The sequence below is a fragment of the Ectothiorhodospira haloalkaliphila ATCC 51935 genome (assembly GCF_000633935.1).
GTDB lineage: Bacteria > Pseudomonadota > Gammaproteobacteria > Ectothiorhodospirales > Ectothiorhodospiraceae > Ectothiorhodospira > Ectothiorhodospira haloalkaliphila.
In genome coordinates this window covers 824,286-844,217 of record NZ_KK214998.1, presented here as the reverse complement: position 1 = coordinate 844,217, position 19,932 = coordinate 824,286, and the positions used below count along the sequence as shown (strand labels likewise).

Here is a 19,932-nt window from a genome sequence, read left to right as displayed (position 1 = left end):
CGTTATACAGTACCATGTCACCGACAAACGGAAGGTGTGCCCGAATCAGCGGGCCCGCGACTGGGCCACACTGCGGCGGTGTCGCCTGAACACCAGCTTCTGAATGCCATCCTCAAGCAACGGGCTGAGTCCACGAAACCCCACGGAAATATCGAATCCATCCGCCACCGCCTGACAGGAGGCAACCTCACCATAGAGTTCCAATGGCCGCGGGAACTGCGGGCAAAGATGCCAATGCATGCGCAGCATCTGCCCCGGTTCCAGGCGCTCTGCCTGCACCCACCCCAGACCCTCGGCGGAAATCCGCATGGTCACCGGGTCCGGTGATTTCACCTGTGTGTGCAGCAGTGAACCCAGCATCTCAAGTATCACATTGAGCTTGGTCTCGATGCGGGCCAGTTCATGGGAAATCTCGCTCCCGAGCTCTTCATTCACCCGCGGAGAGGCGTCGTCCAGGCTGACATACACCCTCAGCAGGCCCTCATTGGCCTCATTGACGCGAGCCAGTTCCTCGCTCGGCGGCAAGGCTTCCACGGTGCTGTGCAGGATCGGCAGACGATCCTGAATCACAAGCACATCCTGAAATGGATCACCAAGAGTCATGAGTGCATTTCAGCAACGACCGGCACGGAGCGCAACAGGCCGGGCACTGCCCAGTGGTGAGTGCCCGGCCGCGACGGCCTAGAAGCTGTATTCGATATTGGCCCGAAGGAAATGGGCATCACCCGCCCCTCGTTCATGATAATCACCGGGGTCCAGAAACTCGGCCCACAGATGACCACGCACATTCTCCGCCAGATTCACGCCCAATACTGCTGTGAGCAGATCACCCCGTAAATCCCCATTGCCAGGGCCATCCTTTTCATCCGCGTACATCCGATGATAGCGAAGTTTCAGGGAAGTGCGTGGTGAAGGTTTCATGTCCAGGCCCACAAAGGGCGCCTTCAGATTGCTCCAGCCGGCCACCCCGAACTCGCTGCCGATAAAGCCATAGGCATACAGTTCGCTGAACTGGGGCCAGCGGGAGAACACGGGACGCCAGCCTTCGTTATTGTCGGTACCGGCGTCGTTACCGGACAGGTAGTAGTAGCCAGCGGTGAACGCCGGGCGGGTATCACCCCAGATATCGGGCCGGAAGGTGACCGAGGCATCCAGCAGTTCGCCCTTGAGATCATCATCCTCCTGGCTGCCCCGCTGCAGGGCCAGTTCCAGGTTGGCGGCCCACTGGCCCCGGTCCGGGGCGGCACGCACGCCCACGGTGTGGAAGTCGGCATCGGCCCGGGTGCCCAGGCGCGCGTAACTGCGATTCTTCTCCTGCTTGTAGATCCAGTAATACTCCAGGGGCGTATCCTCCACCCCGGCATAACGCCCATACACACCCGCCGCCGCCTCGTCATGCTCGATCAGCGTCAGTTGCGGCTCCCGATTGATGGTCAGCGAATCCTTGGCCTCGTTATAGATGGCCAGCAAATCCACACTGTGCGCCGGCCCCAAGTCCACACTGGCCTTGATGGCGTTGTAGAATAGGCTGCGGGACCCATCCCGCGGGGTGCCATTGAGGAGGATGTTCCCGGTGCCGTAGATGAGTTCCTGGCGGCCCAGGCGCAGATCCACCCGACCTTCTGCCAGGTTGTTGATGTCCACATAGAGCAGGTCGGGGACGATCTCGCCCAGAGGGTCGTGATCGCGGGTGTACCCCCGTCCCTTGTCGTAGAAGCGGAACTCGTTCATCAGCCGGCCCGTGAAGCTCACGTCCTCGCTGAAGGCGTAACTGGCCCACAGGCGGGTACGGTTGCGATTGAAAAGTTGGTCAACCGGGTCTGCGCCACGAACCGAAATGGGAATATCCATCAGATCCGTCACCCGCACCCGCAGATCGCCCCCCCAGTCCCAGTCCGCCGTGGCCGCACCCGTGCCCATCCCCATGGACAACGCCAGCGCGCCCGCCACCATCGAAACCGTCTTTTTCCCCATACTCCCCCCGATCGCTCTTATGCTGGGAAACAACCCCAATGTTGTTGGAATGATTGCAAGGGGGGAGGTATTACCATGGTATATAACGATTTTCCAGCGACTTATGCCCGTCCCTTGATCTGTCCCGCCTGCCTTCCCGCACCTGTCATTCCTGTGGGCCGGATGCCTGGCCCGACTGCATCTGCAGTCCCACCCGGGCGGCGCGCCGGATGCTCTCCAGCAACGCCTGCTTGCCCGTACCGGTGCAGGGGATCCAGGGTCGGGGCGGGTCATTCAGGGCCTCGCGCAGGGCACGGCCCAGGGTGGTGCGCATCATGGTCATCAGCACCACCGCGTCGGCATCCACCGCCTGACGCTTGAGCACATCCACATCCCGGCCCCAATTGGACGACCAACCCGTGTGACGAAACGACACCACCACCCCCGGCCACTCCTCGGCCAGGGTGCGGCTGATGGCATCGGTGTAGCGGGCCTGGATCTCGTTGCCCCCCACGAACAGCACCTTCACCGGGGCGCCCGCCCGCAACTGCTCCTCCCCGCCGGCATCCTCATCCTCTTCTGCAGCGGTGCCCGGCAGGTGCAGGTCGGCGTAATACGCCTCCGGGGCATCACACTCCCGGAACAGATCCAGTGTCTGGGACGCTTCCATGGGGCGGGTGTCACGCAGGGCGTAGAACAGGGCGCGTAACTGGGCGAAGGCCTCCGGGTCCCGCCCCAGGCGCCGGTACAGACGAAACCGGGAGCGCAGGATCTCCACCTCCGACCAGGCCGGATCCAGGCGCTCCGGATGCTCCAGCCATTTCAGCATGGGCTCGCAAAAACGCGAGTCCTGGGCCAGGGCCTCCATGGCATCCAGTCCCTCCTGGGCCACGTCCACATGCCCCGCCAACAGGGCCGCCGGCACCAGCAACGTCCACACGCGCCACTGCTGCGCCCCGGACTTCTCCCCGCTGCTGCGCGCCAGCCTGAGGACTTCCCCCTGCAGGTACGCGGACCCGGCCAGCCACTCGGCCCGTTCGATCATCGCCAGCGAAGACTCGCCCCCCTGACGCCAGACGCACTCGGCAATCTCCGTGGCCAGACGCGGCTCCACCAGGTCGGCAGATTCCAGTAAACGCTGCACCCCCCAGCGAGGCAGACGTTCGGCCTCCCCCGCGATGGCCCGCCACGACTCCATACCCGCCCGCGCCGAGCCCTGATCCAGGCGGGCCATCATCAGCACCGCCTGCATGAACCGGCATTGACCGAGCAGCCCCAAGCGCTCGTAGGCCGTGGAGGCGGTATCGCTCAGCATGCCGATCAGGGCCTCGTTCACATGCACCAGGGCCCGATCGCGCACCGCATCCTGCCCATCCGGCCCGGCCCAGCGCAGGAATTCCAGCACCGCCAGGGCATGATGGGCATTGATGGCCCGTCGTTCGAATCGCGCCACCGCCTCACGAAAGTAGGTCTCGCCGTTTTCCAGTTGCGCCAGGGTGTTGCGGCAGCGTTCGGGATCTTCCGGCAACACCAGATCCGCCAGCGACCGAAACCCGGCGCTTACCAGGCCCCGATCTGCCAAAAGGCAGGGGGTGTCCACCCGGTCCTCTTCGATCAGTCGCGCGAAAACCTCCCGGGCGCCGATAAAATTCCCCTGGGCCTGCAAGGCCTGCCCCAGGCGACGTTCCAGAAGGGTATCCATGTGCTCGCGCTCTTCCGGATCCATCTGCACATAGGGCAACCCCTGGCGCAGTTCCACCAGCAGCACATTGGCCAGGGCCGGATCGCCCTCGCGGATGGCCGTGGTGGCCTTGTCCAGTATCAAGGAGAAGGTGGCCGGGCTGAGATGGCAGCGCTGGCCCCGCAGCAACTGCATGGCCTCGCGGTCATAACCCTGTTCCAGCAGATAGCCATACACCTCGTTGATGAGCCCCGCCCCGGCACCGCCGGGTGTCTTGGCGGCCTTGCGGAATACCCCACCATGGCCGCTCAACGCCGCCTTGACGGCGTCGTCATCCCGCTGGCGCACATGGGCACTGAGCATGCCCGAGAGATACCACTGGCGTTGCTCGTCATCCATCTCCCGACGGGCCGCGTCGGTCTCCCGCTCCGGCAACAGGGCATCCATGAACCCCAGATGGAAATAGGTCCGCTGCCGGGTGGTGTCCAGGGCATGGACCGATTCCACCAGGTCCACCAGCTCGTTGGGCTTGAGCGCTCGTTCATCGCCGCTCAGGGTGGCCAGGATCTGATCCAGGATCACCCGATCCAGCTGGGTGAAGTCTTCCGACACCTCCAGGCTGTCGGCCACCTGGGCATCCATCACCACCTCGTGAGCACGGGCGGCCTCCTCTTCCTCCATGGCGAGGGTCAGTTCAGGCAACACCGGATCCAGGAAACGCCACAGGTCCGGATCCATCTGGGTGAGCACGCAGAAGTAGATGGCCACCTCGCGCACCCCGAACTCCTCCACCAGGGTCTGCGTGGTGGCCTGTACATCCTTGGGGGCACGAATACGGGAATCCCCGCCCACCACAAAGCCGCGCTCGTCGTGGGGCACGCCACACAGATCCAGAAACCGGCACATGATGGGCGACTTGTAATCGGCAAAATACCCCAGGAACAGCAGCGTCCACTCCCGGGCACCGAACAGGGCCGGTGCATTTGGCAGCAGCACGCCGGCCAATTGGGGGTTCTTCATGCGCCGCAGGGTCTCCACACGGAAACGCTTGCGCCGCGCCAGGGTCTTGAGGGTGGAGTCACAGACCATCTCCAGGCGCGAAGCGGGATCCCGCAGCCGTTCAAGGAAGGACAGCATGGCGCGATGCTTGTCCCCTGGCTCCAGTCGGTTCCAGATGGCCTTCCAGTCGCTCAGGCCCGTGCAGGCCATGGGCTCTATCGCTGTCCTGACCATGGGGCCTCCTCCTGACCAGTGGCTGCCGCCCCGTGCCCCGACCGATGACCCGGACCACCTGGCCGACGAAGCGTTTTTCCTGACACTGGGAATGGATACATGCCCCGATCATACTAAGCCCTGCTCCATACAAGCCAGCGTGCATCTACCGGAACGGGCACCAGGGCAACGATGGCGAACACAGCCCCGGACTCAGTACACTAACGCAGCGAAAAAGAGCCAAGGATTCAGCGATGAACCATGACGACCTGAGGGACTGGTCCAAGCAGGCGGCGGACTGGATCCATGACTATCATGAGGGCCTGCGCGAGCGGCCCGTGCGGTCCCAGACCCGTCCAGGCGACACCCGTGCCCAGCTAGCCGGCCAGGCGCCGGAACAACCCGAGTCCATGGAGGTCATCTTCGAGGACTTCGCCCGCATCGTGCCCGATGCCATGACCCACTGGCAGCATCCGCGATTCTTTGCCTACTTTCCCGGCAATGCCTCACCGGCCTCCATGCTCGCCGAGCAACTGGCCAACGCCATGGCCGCCCAGGCCATGCTCTGGCAGACTTCGCCGGCGGCCACGGAGATGGAAGAGGTCATGGTGAGCTGGCTGCGGGACGCCCTGGGGCTGGACCCGCATTTCACCGGCACACTGCACGACAGCGCCACCACCGCCACCCTTTCCGCCATCCTTACCATGCGCGAGAAGGCGCTGAACTGGCTGGGCAACTCCCAGGGGCTGCAGGGGCAACCCACGCTGCGTCTCTATGCCTCCGAGCATGTACATTCCTCCATCGACAAGGATGTGCGCATCGCCGGCATCGGCCAGGAAAGCCTGGTCAAGATCCCCACCGATGCCGGACATGCCATGGACATGAAGGCCCTGGATGCCGCCATCCGGGCTGATCGCGAGGCCGGCCATCTGCCCGCCGGCATCATCCTGTGTGTGGGCGGCACCGGGATCGGCGCCTGTGACCGTATTGCCGACGGTGTGGCCGTGGCCCGGGTGCACGGACTGCCCACCCATGTGGACGCCGCCTGGGCCGGTTCGGCCATGATCTGCCCGGAATACCGCCACCTGTGGGAAGGCATCGACGGTGCCGACAGCATCGTTTTCAACCCCCACAAGTGGCTGGGCGTGCAGTTCGATTGTTCGGTGCAGTTCCTGGCCGACCCTGCGCCTCAGGTGCGCACCCTGGGCCTGCGTCCCGAGTACCTGAAGACCCTGGGCAAGTCATCGTCCATGACCGACTTCAATGAATGGACCGTGCCCCTGGGCCGGCGCTTTCGCGCCCTGAAGATCTGGTTCACCCTGCGGGCATATGGCCTGGAGGGCCTGCGCCAGCGCATCCGCAACCATGTGGCCTGGGCCGAGGAGCTGGCCGAGACCCTGGCCACCCTGCCAGGCGTCCAGATCGTCACCCACCCGCAGCTGTCGCTGTTCAGCTTCGCCCTGGATTCGGGCGATGCCGCCACCGAGGCCCTGCTCAAGCGCATCAATGATGACGGGCGGGTTTACCTCACCCAGACCCGTCATGACGGGCGCCTGGTCATCCGCGTCCAGGTGGGGCAGTTCGACTGCACCCGTGAGGATGTCATGTGCGTGCACGAGGTCGTGAAGGAACTGCTTTGACCATGGACATGAACGCCCCCCACACGGACGCCTGGCCCACGGGCTTCATGCTCATCCAGGGGAATCGCCTCGAAGCCCTGGGGGACCTGATGACCACCTGGATGCGCAGCCACCCGCTGCGCCCGCTGGAGGATGAGGTCATCCTGGTGCAGAGCAACGGCATCGGACAATGGCTCAAGCTCGCCCTGGCCCGGGATGCCGGGGATGAGCAGGGTGGCTGCGGCATCGCCGCCGCCCTGCAGGTCACCCTGCCCGCCCGGTTCATCTGGAACACCTACTGCCAGGTGCTGGGAGACCTGCCGGATGTCTCTGCCTTCCACAAGGCCCCCCTGGGCTGGCGGCTTTATCGCATGCTGGGGGATCTGGATGCCCTGGCGCCCGAGGCCACCGGTGATCTCCAACCGTTGCGGGGTTTTCTGCACACGGACGACGATGTGCGCCGACGTCATCAGCTCGCCATGCGCCTGGCGGACCTGTTCGACCAGTACCAGGTGTATCGCAGCGACTGGCTGCAGGCCTGGCAGGCGGGCGAGGATGTCCTGATCCGCCCCGATGGCCGGCGCGACCCCGTGCCCGACACCCAACGCTGGCAACCCCTGCTGTGGCGAGCCCTGCTGGAAGACATCACCCGGGACGCCAACGACCCCGGCGAGAGCCGCGCGGCCATCCATCAGCGCTTCCTTGAGGCTTCCCGGTCCTTCAGCCCATCCCACCGCCCCCAGGGGCTGCCCCGCCGGGTGATCGTGTTCGGCATCTCTTCCCTGCCCCGGCAGACCCTGGAGGTGCTGGAGGGCATCGCCCCCATCAGCCAGGTGATGCTGTTCGTGCACAATCCCAGCTGCCATTACTGGGGCGACATCATCGAGGGTCGGGATCTGTTTCGCCGAGGTTATCGCCGCCTGAGCGCCCGCAAGGTGCCGGACGGGGTGGAACCCGACGAGATGCACCTGCACGGCCACCCGCTGCTGGCGGCCTGGGGCAAGCAGGGTCGGGACTACATCCGCCTGCTGGATGAACACGACCAGCGGGAACAGTACGAGGCCCACTTTCAGGCCCGGAGCCTGTCCATCGACCTGTTCGAGTCCCCGGGCCAGGGCACCCTGCTGCAACAACTCCAGGACGACATCCTGGAATTGCGCCCCCTGAACGAGCGCCGCGAACTGGCCACTGCCATCGACCCCGACGAGGATCGCAGCCTGGAATTCCTGGTGGCCCACGGCCCGCAGCGGGAGGTGGAGATCCTTCACGACCAACTGCTGGATGCCTTCCAGCAGGCCCATGACCAGGGTCGCCCCCTGCCCCCCCGGGACATACTGGTGATGGTGCCGGACGTGGAGACCTATGCCCCCCATATCGAGGCCGTGTTCGGCCGCATCGGCCCGGAAGACCCGCGATACATCCCGTTTCATATCGCCGACCAGGGTCAGCGACACCGCAACCCGGTGCTGATCGGCCTGGAGCGCCTGCTCAACCTGCCCCAGGCCCGTTTCGCGGTCAGCGAGATCCTGGATCTGCTGGACATCCCGGCGCTTCGGGCGCGCTTTTCCATCGACGCCGCCGACCTGCCCCGGCTGCGCCAGTGGATACAGGGCGCGAACATCCGCTGGGGTCTGGATGCCCGCCAGCGCACCCACCTGGGCCTGCCGCCCGACCTGGAGCAGAACACCTGGCAGTTCGGCCTGCGCCGCATGCTGTTGGGCTTTGCCAGCAATGACGCGGGCCCCTGGCGGGGCGTGGAACCCTACGACGAGGTGGGTGGCCTGGAGGCCAGCATGATCGGCCCCCTGGACCAGTTGCTTCAAACCCTGGGCGAAGCCTGGCAGGCATTGCAGCCCCCCCGGCCACCCCAGGAATGGATGAGCGTGATCCTCCAGCTCGTTGAAGACTGTTTCGCCATCGACAGCGACGCGGATCACCGGGCCGTCACCCGAGTGGGCCAGGCCCTGGAGCAGTGGGTGACCGACTGTCAGGCGGCCGGTGCCGATGCCGAGTCCCTGCCCCTGGAGGTGGTGCGCGACACCCTGCTCGGTGCCGTGGACGAACCCACCCTGAACCAGCACTTCCTGGGCGGGGCCGTGAACTTTGCCACCCTGATGCCCATGCGCGCCGTGCCCTTCCGTCAGATCTGGCTGCTGGGCATGAACGACGGCGACTACCCCCGCAGCCACCGCCCGGCCGATTTTGATCTGATGGCCCGGGACTACCGCCCCGGCGACCGCTCCCGCCGGGAAGATGACCGTTATCTTTTTCTGGAAGCCCTGCTCTCCGCCCGGGAGCGCATGGTGATCAGCTGGGTGGGACGCAGCATCCGCGACAACAGCGAGCGCCCCCCGTCCGTGCTGGTGGGGCAATTGCGGGACCATATTGCCGCCGGCTGGTGCCTGGGGCCATCCCGGGAAGACGCGCCCCAGGGCGGCGAGGGCACCGCGCTGGTCAAGGCACTGACCACGGAGCACCCCCTGCAACCCTTCAGCGCCCGGTATTTCGACCCGCAGCGCCCCCCGCGGGTGTTCACCCATGCCCACGAATGGCAGTCCCTCACCACGGCGCCCATGCCCGCCGTACGCCAACGGCCCCAGTTACCACCGCCGACACTGGATGCCCCCATCGATCTGGGGTCGCTGGGGCATTTCCTGCGTTACCCGGCCCGGCATTTCTACAGCCAGCGCCTGGGGCTGTATCTGCAGGAGGCGGAGCGCCCTGCCGAGGACGAGGAGACATTCCATCTGGATGGACTGGGCAACTGGTCACTGCGATCCGCCATGATCGAACACCTCACCCGAACGACGCCAGACGGTCAGGTACCGGACCAGCGCGCCATGGACCTGTCCGCCAGTTCACAGCGTCTCAGCCGGGCCGGTGAGTTGCCCCTGCCCCCCTTCGACACCCACTGGCGGGATGAACTGCTCACCCATTTGCAGCCGCCCGTTGAGCAGTTCCAGTCCCTGCTGCGGGCCCATCCCGACACCTGCCCGGCACAGGGCATCCGTGTGAAGGCCCAGGGCATCACCCTGGAGGACACCCTCACCGGTCTGCGCCAGGATGCCTCGGGGGCCCGGTTACGGTTGGTGCTGCAAGCCAGCCGGCTGGTGAAGAAGGACGACGACTACCAATGGCATCACCTGATCCGGCATTGGCCCACCCACCTGGCGGCCCAGCTACAGGCCCCCACCACCACCTGCCTGCTGGGCCCGCAAAGCCGGGTGATCCTGCAACCCATGGACGCCAGCGCCGCCCAGGCCATTCTGATCCAGCTCATGGAGGGCTACCGGGAGGGCCTGCAAAGCCCCCTGCCCCTGCCCTGCCGCACCGGGTTCGCGGCCCTGATCGAATCGGAGGGAGAGAGAGTGAGCCCCGATCCCCAGACGCTGTACGAAGGCGGGCATCAGTTGAGCAGCGAGCGAGATGAGCACGATGTCTTCGCCCGCTTCTGGCCCGATTACGCCCGCCTGACCGAGGACCCGGACTTTGCCCGGGCGATCGAAACCCTCTACCACCCGCTGTATAGCCATCTGATCGCACCCAAGGGGGTTCAGCCATGAGTGCGCCGGCCACCCTGGACCCCCTGGGCTTTGCCTTTCGTGACAGCCGCCTCATCGAGGCCAGCGCCGGCACCGGAAAGACCTTCACCCTGGCCCTGCTCTATACCCGCCTGGTGCTGGGGCATGGGGATGAACATACCGCCTTCGAGCGCGGGCTGATGCCACCGGAGATCCTGGTGGTCACCTTCACCGAGGCCGCCACCCAGGAACTGCGCGAGCGCATTCGCAGCCGTCTGGTGGAGGCAGCCACCTGGTTCGAGGCCACGCCGGAGGCGGCCGAGGACGCTGATCCCAAGACCCGGGCCAACCCCCTGCACCGACTGCGCAGCGACTTCCCCCCCGAACGCTGGCCCGGCTGCGCCCGCACCCTGCGTCTGGCCGCCGAATGGATGGACGAGGCCATGATCTCCACCATCCACGGCTGGTGTCAGCGCATGCTCAAGGAACACGCCTTCGAGACCCGGGGGCTGTTCCAGCGGGAGGTGGCCACCGACCAGACGGACCTGATCAACGAGATCCTCAGGGATTACTGGCGGGTGCATTTCTACCCCCTGCCCGCCGCCGAGGCCCGCTGCGTGCGTCAGTCCATCACCTCGCCGGAGCATCTGCATGATCAGCTGCGGCCCTGGCTGCACCAGCGGGATGCCAGGCTCTCCTTCCAGGGCCGCCCCCTGCACTGCCCGGACCTGCGTCCAGCGCTGGATAAGGCCCTGGAACGTCAGGCCCGGCAGGACCAGGTGGATGCTCTGGAGCAGGCCGCCCGAGACCAGTGGCAGGCCGATCGGCAGGCCATCGAGAGCCATTTATGGACGCTGCAGCCTCATCTCAATGGCACCCGCCATGGCAGCAGCCAACCGGAGAAATTCACCGTCATGCTCAAGGAGATCCAGGCCTGGAGCGAGGGTGAAGCGGCCCCCAACCGGCTGGGCAATTTTGCCCAGGGCGCCTTTCACTTCAAGGCCAAGGCCCCGGTGCAGGAGGAGATGCCCCACCCGGCCTTCGCCGCCATCGCCCAGTGGCAACAGGCAGCCAGCGCACTCAAGCCGGCGGATGGGCACACCGAACCGACCCTGGAGGCCTGCATCCTGGCCCATGCCAGCGAATGGGTAGGCCATGAACTCACCCGGCGACTGCGCCAGCAGGCACAGATGGGCTTTGACGACCTGCTGCGGGAGATGGACATCGCCCTCACCCCGGGCGGCGATGACAACACCGCGGACCCGGCCCGTCACCTGGCAGCCACCCTGCGCCGCCAGTTCCCCGTGGCCCTGATCGACGAGTTCCAGGACACCGACCCCATCCAGTACCGGATTTTCGACCGGGTCTATGGGGCCGCGGCCACGCAGGACGCCCGGGACCCCACCGCCCTGGTCATGATCGGCGATCCCAAGCAGGCCATCTACGGGTTTCGCGGCGCCGACATCCACAGCTACCTGGCCGCCCGCAAGGCTACCCGGGGCCGGCATCACACCCTGGCCACCAACTACCGTTCCACCCAGGGCATGGTGGAAGCCTGCAACCGGCTGTTCACCCATGCCGAGGGTCATCCCCGGGGAGCCTTTCGCTTCCGCCCCGAAACCGGCAGCGATGCCGAAAATCCCATCCCCTACCAGCCCGTTTCGGCCCATGGCCGCGGTGAGACCCTGATCCTGGAGGGGGCCCCGCATCCCGCCATGAACTTCTGGCTATTCGACCCGGGCGAGGGGCCCGTCGCCCCCGACACCTATCGGGAGGCCATGGCCGCAGCCGCCGCCTCGCGCATCGTGCAGTGGCTGGAGGCCGCCCGCCGCGGTGAGGCCGGGTTCCGCCACGGGGATGGCAAAGACGGCGAATGGAAGCCACTGCGCCCCCGGGACATCGCCATCCTGGTGCGCACCGGCACCGAGGCCGCCGTCATGCGCCAGGCACTGGCGGCACGGCAGATACACAGCGTGTACCTGTCCGATCGCAATTCAGTATTCCGCACCCGCGAGGCCCGCGACCTGCTGCACTGGCTGCGGGCCTGTGCCTGCCCCACCGACGAGGGCCTGGTGCGGGCGGCGCTGGGCACCAACACCCTGGATCTGCCCCTGGAAACCCTGGCCGGCTGGCAGGAGGATGAGCTGGCCTGGGAGGAACAGCTGGAATGCTTCCACGGCTATCAGCGCATCTGGCGGCGCCAGGGCGTGCTGGCCATGCTGCGCCGCCTGATGCACGACCAGGCGCTGCCCCGCCAGTTGCTGGAGCAGGAGGAAGGCGAGCGGGTGCTCACCAACCTGCTGCATCTGGCCGAATGGCTGCAGCAGGCCGCCCGCAGCCTGGACGGCGAACAGGCCCTGATCCGGCATTTGAGCGAGCACCTGGATGCCGATGACGAGGAATTCCTGGTGCGACTGGAGAGTGATGCAGAGCTCATCCAGGTAGTGACCATCCACAAGTCCAAGGGGCTGGAATATCCCCTGGTGCTGCTGCCCTTCATCTGCAGCTGGCGGGAGGTGAACGGACGCACGGCCCAGGTTCCACTGCGCCGGGACGAGGGTCGGTATATCGAGACGGCGGGCCGGGATGGCTATCGCCAAGCCTGGGACGATGCCGATGATGCCCGCCTGAGCGAGGACATGCGCCTGCTGTATGTGGCCATCACCCGAGCCCGTCACGGCGTCTGGCTGGGCATCGCACCCCTGAAAAGCGGCAACACCCGCAAGATTCAATTGGAAAAGTCGGCCATCGGGCATGTACTCAATGGCGGCCAGGCCTTCGATGGCACGGAGGCTCTGAAGCAGGCCCTTGAGACCCTGGGCCAGGACATGCCCCACATCCAGGTGGAGCCTGCCCCAGCGCCCGCCGACACGCCTCTCTCACCGCCACCGCGACCCGCCCTGGATCCGGCCCGACCGGCGCCGGATTTCCGTCACGAGCCCTGGTGGATCGCCAGTTATTCCGGGCTGCGCGTCGGCCCGCTCGGGGAAGAAGCACCCGAACCGGTGACGGCAGCGGAGACCGCCGATGATGAGCTGGGGCGGGAGGAAGGCCTGGCCAATGAGCCCCCATGGCCATCCCAGGCCCAGGTCGCCCGAACCCCCACCGGGCAACCGATCACACCCCTGTCCGGTCTGCATGCCCTGCCCCGGGGGCGCCAGGTGGGCAACTTCCTGCACGGCATCATGGAATGGGCGGCCACCGAGGCCCGGGCCCAAGACCCCGCCGATCGGGCAGCGGGGTTTGCCGCCGCCGCCCACTGCCCGGAGGCACGCCGGGACATGCTGGCCCGGCGCTGCCAGCTCAGGGGCCTGACCGACTGGATCGAGCCCCTGGATGCCTGGCTGGCCGCCTATCTCACCACCCCCTGGGCCCTCCCCACGGCGTCCGGATCCTCAACCACCACGCTGACCCTGGCCGATCTGGCGCCCGAGTCACTGCAGGTGGAGATGGAATTCTGGTTCGCCGCCACCCGGGTGGATACCCGGGACCTGGATCGACTGGCCCAGGCCCATTGTCTGCCGGGCCGGCGCCGACCCGGACTGGACCCGGCCCGGCTCAATGGCATGCTCAAGGGCTTCATCGACCTGGTCTTGGAACACCAGGGGCGCTATTACGTCCTGGACTGGAAATCCAACTGGCTGGGCCCGGACGATCCGGCCTATTCCACGACCGCCATGGAGGACGCTGTCCTGCATCATCGCTACGACCTGCAGTACCTGATCTACCTGCTGGCCCTGCACCGACAACTGAAGCTGCGCCTGCCGGACTACGATTACGATCAGCACATGGGCGGCGCCACCTATGCCTTCCTGCGCGGCGGCGGGGGACCGGCCCGGGGCATTCATGCCCATCGCCCACCCCGGGCGTTGATCGAGGCCCTGGATGCCCTCTTCAAGGGGCAGCGCCCCACCCGGATGGAGGATCTGGCATGATGGCGCAACACTCCGAGGCCCATCAGAAATACCCGCCCCACCCCACCCTGGCCCTGCTGGGTGATTGGGCCGCCGCCGGCGCCATCCGTGCCCTGGATCTGTCGCTGACACGCTTCATCCACACCCAGGCCCCGGAGGATGATCCCGCCGTGCTGCTGGCCATTGCGCTCACCAGCGAACGCAATGGCCACGGCCATGTGTGCCTGGATCTCGCCCAGGCCCTGCATCACCCGCAGACCCTGCTCACCCGCCTGCGGGACGATCAGCCCCTGGCCCAGGGCATCCGTCTTGCCCTGGCCCGTGAGCTGGGGGCGCTGACCCTGACGGACTGGGTGGCGCGCCTGCGGGCCAGTTCGGCCATCAGCCGTGCGGAAGATGCGCGGGACCCGGTCGATCCGCGTCCCCTGGTGCTGGATGGCGACCCGGAACGTCCCCTGCTCTACCTGCGCCGCTACTGGGCCTATGAGCAGCGCATCGCCGAAGGGATACAGGGCCGCCTGCAGCAACCGCTGCCCCTTCCCGAGACGCCGCTGGCCGGACTGCTGGACACCCTGTTCCAGCCGGCCGGCGATCAGGCAGCAGCGCCCTCGTCATCGCCAGGTCCGGGACCGGACTGGCAGCGCCTGGCCTGCGCCCTGGCGGCCCGCAGCGGCTTTTTCATCCTCACCGGGGGACCGGGCACCGGCAAGACCACCACCGTGGTGCGTCTGCTGGCCCTGTTGCAGCGCCTGGCCGCCGTGCAGGGCCTGCCGGCCCTGCGCATCGAACTGGCGGCGCCCACCGGCAAGGCCGCCGCGCGCCTGAATGAATCCATCAACGCCCAGGTGAATGCCCTGCCGCCGCCCGAGGGCATCGCCGGCGAAGTGGGCCCGATCCCCACCCGGGTGAAGACCCTGCACCGGCTGCTGGGGCCCCGCCCCGACAGCCGGCGTTTTCGTCACCATCCCGGCAACCCCCTGGCCGCCGACGTGGTGGTGGTGGACGAGGCCTCCATGGTGGATGTGGAGATGATGGTGCATCTGCTGGATGCCCTGCGCCCCGAGGCCCGGCTGATCCTGCTGGGAGACAAGGATCAGCTGGCCTCGGTGGAGGCCGGCGCCGTGCTGGGTGATCTGTGCCAGCGTGCCCATCGGGCCCATTACACGCCCGACACCCGGGACTGGCTGGCACGGGTCAGTGGTCAGGACGTGCCGGAGGCGATGGTGGATGCGAACGGGGGGGCACTGGACCAGGCGGTGGCCATGCTGCGCACCAGTCATCGCTTCAGCGATCAGGGCGGTATCGGCGCCCTGGCGGCCCGGGTGAATGATCCACAGCAGGACCCACGGGATCCCGATGCCGCCCTGGCGGCGGTGCGTGCGGTCTTTGAACGATCGGCCGCGGAGCCCGACAGTCAGTTGGGCAGGGTGGCGGCGATTCAGCTGCAGGATGAGGCCGATCCCCGTTTCGATGAACAGGTCAGGGAGGGGTATGCGGGCTACCTGCAACGCCTGGAACAGGCCCCGGATGATCCCGACGCGTCGGCACGGGTCGATGCCTGGGCCCACGACATCCTTCAGGCCCAGCGGCAGTTCCAGTTGCTCACCGCCCTGCGGGATGGACCCTGGGGTGTGACCGGGCTCAACACCCGCATCATCCAGGTGTTGCGCGCCGCCCGTCTGCTGCCCGGGGAGTCGGACGCGGGCGCCCCGGCCCAGCGTCAATGGTTTGCCGGACGACCGGTGCTCATCACCCGCAACGACTACACCCTGAACCTGATGAACGGGGACATCGGCATCACCCTGCCCGTACCGGTGCGCCAGAACAACGAGGTGCGCACGGTATTGCGGGTGGCCTTCCCGGGCGAGGCCGGTCAGGTGCGCTGGGTGCTTCCCAGCCGCCTGCAGGCGGTGGAGACCGTGTTCGCGATGACTGTGCACAAGTCCCAGGGCTCGGAGTTCGAGCACACGGCGCTGATCCTGCCGGATGCCCCCAACCCGGTGCTCACCCGGGAACTGCTCTACACCGCCATCACCCGCTCACGCCGCCGCTTCACCCTGCTCTACAGCCAGGCCTCGGTACTGGGCGAGGCCATCACCCGCCGGGTGAACCGGGACAGCGGTCTGAGTGGGCGCCTGCTCAGAAGGCATCCCCCGGCACCCGCACCCAGCCCTCCATGAGCACCCGGGCACTGCGGCTCATCACCGCCTTGACCACCTTCCATTCGCCACCCTCCAGGGTGGCCTCAGCCCCTACCCGCAGGGTGCCCGAGGGGTGGCCAAAATGGACCGAGGTGCGATCGCCGCCGCCGGCCGCCTGGTTGACCAGCGTGCCGGGAATGGCCGCCGCTGTGCCGATGGCCACGGCCGCCGTGCCCATCATGGCGTGATGCAGCTTGCCCATGGAAAGGGCCCGCACCAGCAGATCCACATCACCCGCCGCCACCTGCTTGCCGCTGGAGGCCACGTAGTCCCTGGGCGGGGCCACAAAGGCGATCTTGGGGGTGTGCTGACGCTGGGCAGCCTCTTCCACCGACTGCACCAGGCCCATGCGCACGGCCCCGTGGACCCTGAGCGTCTCGAACATCTCCAGGGCCTTGGGATCCCCGTTGATGTCATCCTGCAGTTCCGTGCCGGTGTACCCGATGTCCGTGGCATTGACGAACACGGTGGGGATGCCGGCGTTGATCATGGTGGCCTTCAAGGTGCCGATGCCCGGCACCTCCAGATCGTCCACCAGATTCCCGGTGGGGAACATGGACCCGCCGCTGTCATCGGCCGGGTCCATGAACTCCACCTGCACCTCGGCGGCGGGAAAGGTCACCCCATCCAGTTCGAAATCCCCCGTCTCCTGCACCGCCCCATCGGTGATGGGGATATGGGCGATGATGGTCTTCTGGATGTTCACCTGCCAGATGCGCACGATGGCGGTGCCGTTTTGGGGGATGCGCCCGGCATCCACCAGGCCGGCGCTGATGGCAAAGGCCCCCACCGCGGCGGTCAGGTTGCCGCAGTTGCCGCTCCAGTCCACGAAGGGCTTGTCGATGGACACCTGACCGAACAGGTAATCCACGTCATGATCCGGCTGGGTGCTGCGCGACAGGATCACCGACTTGCTGTTGCTGGAGACGCCCCCACCCATGCCATCGATCTGCTTGCCATAGGGGTCGGGGCTGCCGATCACCCGCAGCAGCAGGGCATCCCGGGCGGCCCCGGGGGTCTGTGCCACCTCGGGGAGGTCATCCAGGCGGAAGAACACGCCCTTGCTGGTGCCACCCCGCATGTAGGTGGCAGGGATCTTCACTTGGGGAACATGGCTCATCAGGCGCTCTCCGCTTCCAGGAAGTCCTTGGCAAAGCGCTGCAACACGCCGCCCGCTTCATAGATGGAGACCTCTTCCTTCGTATCCAGGCGGCAGGTCACCGGCACCTCCACCGTCTCACCGTTCTTGCGATGGATCACCAGGGTGAGGTTCGCCCGGGGAGCCAGTTCACCCTTCACGTCGAAGGTCTCGGTGCCATCGATGTTCAGGGTCTTGCGGGTGGTGCCCGCCTCGAACTCCAGGGGCAAGACGCCCATGCCGATCAGGTTGGTACGGTGAATGCGCTCGAAGCCCTCGGCGACGATGGCCTCCACGCCGGCCAGGCGCACGCCCTTGGCGGCCCAGTCACGGCTGGAGCCCTGACCGTAGTCGGCCCCGGCGATGATGATCAGGGGCTGTTTGCGCTCCTGGTAGGTCTCGATGGCCTCCCACATGCGGGTGACCTGGCCTTCCGGCTCGATCCGGGCCAGGGAGCCCTGCTTCACTTCACCATCCACCACGGCCATCTCGTTGATGAGCTTGGGATTGGCGAAGGTGGCCCGCTGGGCGGTCAGGTGATCGCCCCGGTGGGTGGCGTAGGAGTTGAAGTCCTCTTCCGGCAGGCCCATCTTCGCCAGGTATTCACCGGCGGCACTGTCGAGCAGGATGGCATTGGAGGGCGAGAGGTGATCGGTGGTGATGTTGTCACCCAGCACCGCCAGCGGACGCATCCCCTTGAGGGCGCGCTCACCCGCCAGGGCCCCTTCCCAATAGGGCGGGCGACGAATGTAGGTGCTCTGGGGCCGCCATTCGTACAGGGGGCTGATCTCCTGGGCGGCTTCGGTCTTCACCTGGAACATGGGCTCGTACACCTGCCGGAAATGCTCCGGCTTGACGCTGCTGGCGATGATGGCATCGATCTCCTCATCGCTGGGCCACAGGTCCTTGAGGGTGACCTCATTGCCATCGGCATCCACACCCAGTACATCCTTCTCGATGTCAAAACGAATGGTGCCGGCGATGGCATAGGCCACCACCAGGGGCGGCGAGGCCAGGAAGGCCTGCTTGGCATAGGGGTGGATGCGCCCGTCGAAGTTGCGGTTGCCGGAGAGCACGGCGGTGGCATACAGATCCCGGTCGATGACCTCCTGCTGGATCTTCGGGTCCAGGGCGCCACTCATGCCGTTGCAGGTGGTGCAGGCAAAGGCAACGATGCCAAAACCCAGCTTCTCCAGTTCCGGCAACAGCCCGGCCTCCTCCATGTACAGTTGCACCGCCTTGGAGCCGGGGGCGAAGGAGCTCTTCACCCAGGGCTTGCGCAGCAGGCCCCGGGCATTGGCGTTGCGGGCCAGCAGGCCGGCGGCCACCACGTTGCGCGGGTTGCTGGTATTGGTGCAACTGGTGATGGCGGCGATGATCACGGCGCCATCGGGCATCTTGCCGGGTTCGTTCTCCACCTTGCCGGAGATGCCCCGGGTTGCCAGATCGGACGTGGCCAGGCGCTTGTGGGGGTTGGAGGGGCCGGCCATGTTGCGCACCACGGTGGACAGATCAAAGCGCAGTCGGCGCTCGTATTCCACGTTCTTCAGGTCATCGCCCCACAGACCGGCCTCGCGGGCGTAGGTTTCCACCAGCTTCACCTGCTCGTCTTCGCGGCCGGTGAGCTTGAGGTAGTCGATGGTCTGCTCGTCGATGTGGAACATGGCGGCGGTGGCGCCGAATTCCGGGGTCATGTTGGAGATGGTGGCGCGGTCGGCCAGGCTCAGCTCCTTCACCCCTTCGCCACAGAACTCCAGGTAGGCGGAGACCACCTTCTCCTGACGCAGGAACTCGGTCAGGGCCAGGACGATATCGGTGGCGGTGATGCCCGGCTTGCGCTTGCCCACCAGTTCCACGCCGATGATGTCCGGCAGGCGCATGTACGAGGCCCGGCCCAGCATGACGCTCTCGGCCTCCAGGCCACCCACGCCCACGGCCAGCACGCCCAGGGCATCCACATGGGGGGTATGGCTGTCGGTCCCCACCAGGGTGTCGGGGAAGGCCACACCATCGCGGGCATGGACCACCGGCGACATCCGCTCCAGGTTGATCTGGTGCAGGATGCCGTTGCCCGGCGGGATCACGTCCACGTTCTTGAAGGCCTTTTTGGTCCAGTCGATGAAGTGGAAGCGGTCCTCGTTGCGGCGATCCTCGATGGCGCGGTTCTTCTCGAAGGCATCCTCGTCATAACCGCCGTATTCCACCGACAGGGAATGGTCGACAATCAGCTGCGTGGGCACCACCGGGTTCACCTTGGCCGGATCCCCGCCCCGCTCGGCGATGGCATCGCGCAGGCCCGCCAGATCCACCAGCGCCGTCTGCCCCAGGATGTCGTGACACACCACCCGCGCCGGGAACCAGGGAAAATCCAGGTCCCGCTTGCGTTCGATGTGCTGCTTCAGGGCATCGGTGAGCAGCGCCGGATCACAACGGCGCACCAGATTCTCGGCCAGCACACGGGAGGTATAGGGCAGCCTGTCGTAGGCCCCCGGCGCAATGGCCTCCACGGCCGCACGGGTGTCAAAGTAATCCAGCTGGGTGCCTGGCAGTGGCTTGCGATAATCAGTGTTCATCATGGGCAACTCAGTCAAGGGTGGTCTGGCTGGACACCGCAGATTGTCAACATCCAGCGCGGGTGCCCGGGAGTATAAACCTTCGCAGCGAGGCACAAAAAGTGCCACGCCTTCAAAAGC

The 19,932-nt window shown here is 66.4% G+C and carries 9 protein-coding genes; 4 read left to right on the top strand and 5 right to left on the bottom strand.

Translation table 11 applies throughout. The features are described from left to right. Positions 1 to 45: 45 nt before the first annotated feature. The 3 genes from ECTHA_RS0111725 to ECTHA_RS0111715 all read right to left on the bottom strand — a co-directional run bounded on the left by ECTHA_RS0111725 (position 46) and on the right by ECTHA_RS0111715 (position 4,867). Entirely contained in the window at positions 46 to 603 is a 558-nt protein-coding gene (locus ECTHA_RS0111725) for a PilZ domain-containing protein (protein WP_025281880.1), read from the bottom strand. Between the two features lie 78 nt (positions 604 to 681). After that, the gene (locus ECTHA_RS0111720; RefSeq protein ID WP_275259702.1) at positions 682 to 1,953 is read right to left on the bottom strand and encodes an alginate export family protein; all 1,272 of its coding nucleotides are present in this window, start codon (positions 1,951 to 1,953) and stop codon (positions 682 to 684) included. Between the two features lie 166 nt (positions 1,954 to 2,119). Continuing rightward, complete coding sequence (locus ECTHA_RS0111715; RefSeq protein ID WP_128571908.1) at positions 2,120 to 4,867, bottom strand: hypothetical protein; 2,748 nt, start codon at positions 4,865 to 4,867, stop codon at positions 2,120 to 2,122. Between the two features lie 233 nt (positions 4,868 to 5,100). On the opposite strand from ECTHA_RS0111715, the gene ECTHA_RS0111710 reads away from it, so the two are divergent. The 4 genes from ECTHA_RS0111710 to recD are packed head-to-tail and all read left to right on the top strand — an operon-like array spanning position 5,101 to position 16,080. Then, positions 5,101 to 6,486, top strand: coding sequence for a pyridoxal phosphate-dependent decarboxylase family protein (locus tag ECTHA_RS0111710; RefSeq protein ID WP_025281883.1), 1,386 nt, complete (start codon positions 5,101 to 5,103; stop codon positions 6,484 to 6,486). 2 nt (positions 6,487 to 6,488) lie between these two features. Next, positions 6,489 to 10,028 carry an exodeoxyribonuclease V subunit gamma gene (gene recC / locus ECTHA_RS0111705; protein ID WP_238984742.1) on the top strand — a complete coding sequence of 1,180 codons (3,540 nt, stop codon included), beginning with the start codon at positions 6,489 to 6,491 and terminating at the stop codon, positions 10,026 to 10,028. After that, positions 10,025 to 13,921 carry an exodeoxyribonuclease V subunit beta gene (recB, locus tag ECTHA_RS0111700; RefSeq protein ID WP_025281885.1) on the top strand — a complete coding sequence of 1,299 codons (3,897 nt, stop codon included), beginning with the start codon at positions 10,025 to 10,027 and terminating at the stop codon, positions 13,919 to 13,921. Before recC ends, recB begins: the two co-directional genes overlap by 4 nt. After that, positions 13,918 to 16,080 carry an exodeoxyribonuclease V subunit alpha gene (gene recD, locus ECTHA_RS18090; protein WP_025281886.1) on the top strand — a complete coding sequence of 721 codons (2,163 nt, stop codon included), beginning with the start codon at positions 13,918 to 13,920 and terminating at the stop codon, positions 16,078 to 16,080. Before recB ends, recD begins: the two co-directional genes overlap by 4 nt. Here the strand turns inward: recD and prpF are convergent. Both prpF and acnD read right to left on the bottom strand, forming a co-directional pair. Next, positions 16,040 to 17,221: a 2-methylaconitate cis-trans isomerase PrpF gene (prpF, locus tag ECTHA_RS0111690; protein ID WP_026623753.1), complete on the bottom strand. Its 1,182-nt coding sequence runs from the start codon at positions 17,219 to 17,221 to the stop codon at positions 16,040 to 16,042. The genes recD and prpF overlap by 41 nt on opposite strands. Beyond that, entirely contained in the window at positions 17,221 to 19,812 is a 2,592-nt protein-coding gene (acnD, locus tag ECTHA_RS0111685) for a Fe/S-dependent 2-methylisocitrate dehydratase AcnD (protein ID WP_203225336.1), read from the bottom strand. Before acnD ends, prpF begins: the two co-directional genes overlap by 1 nt. Positions 19,813 to 19,932: the final 120 nt, after the last annotated feature.

Coding starts and splice junctions, on each gene's coding strand:
- recB (WP_025281885.1), top strand. CDS start 10,025: ATGAGTGCGCCGGCCACCCTGGACCCCCTGGGCTTTGCCTTTCGTGAC.
- recD (WP_025281886.1), top strand. CDS start 13,918: ATGATGGCGCAACACTCCGAGGCCCATCAGAAATACCCGCCCCACCCC.
- ECTHA_RS0111715 (WP_128571908.1), bottom strand. CDS start 4,867: ATGGTCAGGACAGCGATAGAGCCCATGGCCTGCACGGGCCTGAGCGAC.
- recC (WP_238984742.1), top strand. CDS start 6,489: ATGGACATGAACGCCCCCCACACGGACGCCTGGCCCACGGGCTTCATG.
- prpF (WP_026623753.1), bottom strand. CDS start 17,221: ATGAGCCATGTTCCCCAAGTGAAGATCCCTGCCACCTACATGCGGGGT.
- ECTHA_RS0111720 (WP_275259702.1), bottom strand. CDS start 1,953: ATGGTGGCGGGCGCGCTGGCGTTGTCCATGGGGATGGGCACGGGTGCG.
- acnD (WP_203225336.1), bottom strand. CDS start 19,812: ATGAACACTGATTATCGCAAGCCACTGCCAGGCACCCAGCTGGATTAC.
- ECTHA_RS0111710 (WP_025281883.1), top strand. CDS start 5,101: ATGAACCATGACGACCTGAGGGACTGGTCCAAGCAGGCGGCGGACTGG.
- ECTHA_RS0111725 (WP_025281880.1), bottom strand. CDS start 603: ATGACTCTTGGTGATCCATTTCAGGATGTGCTTGTGATTCAGGATCGT.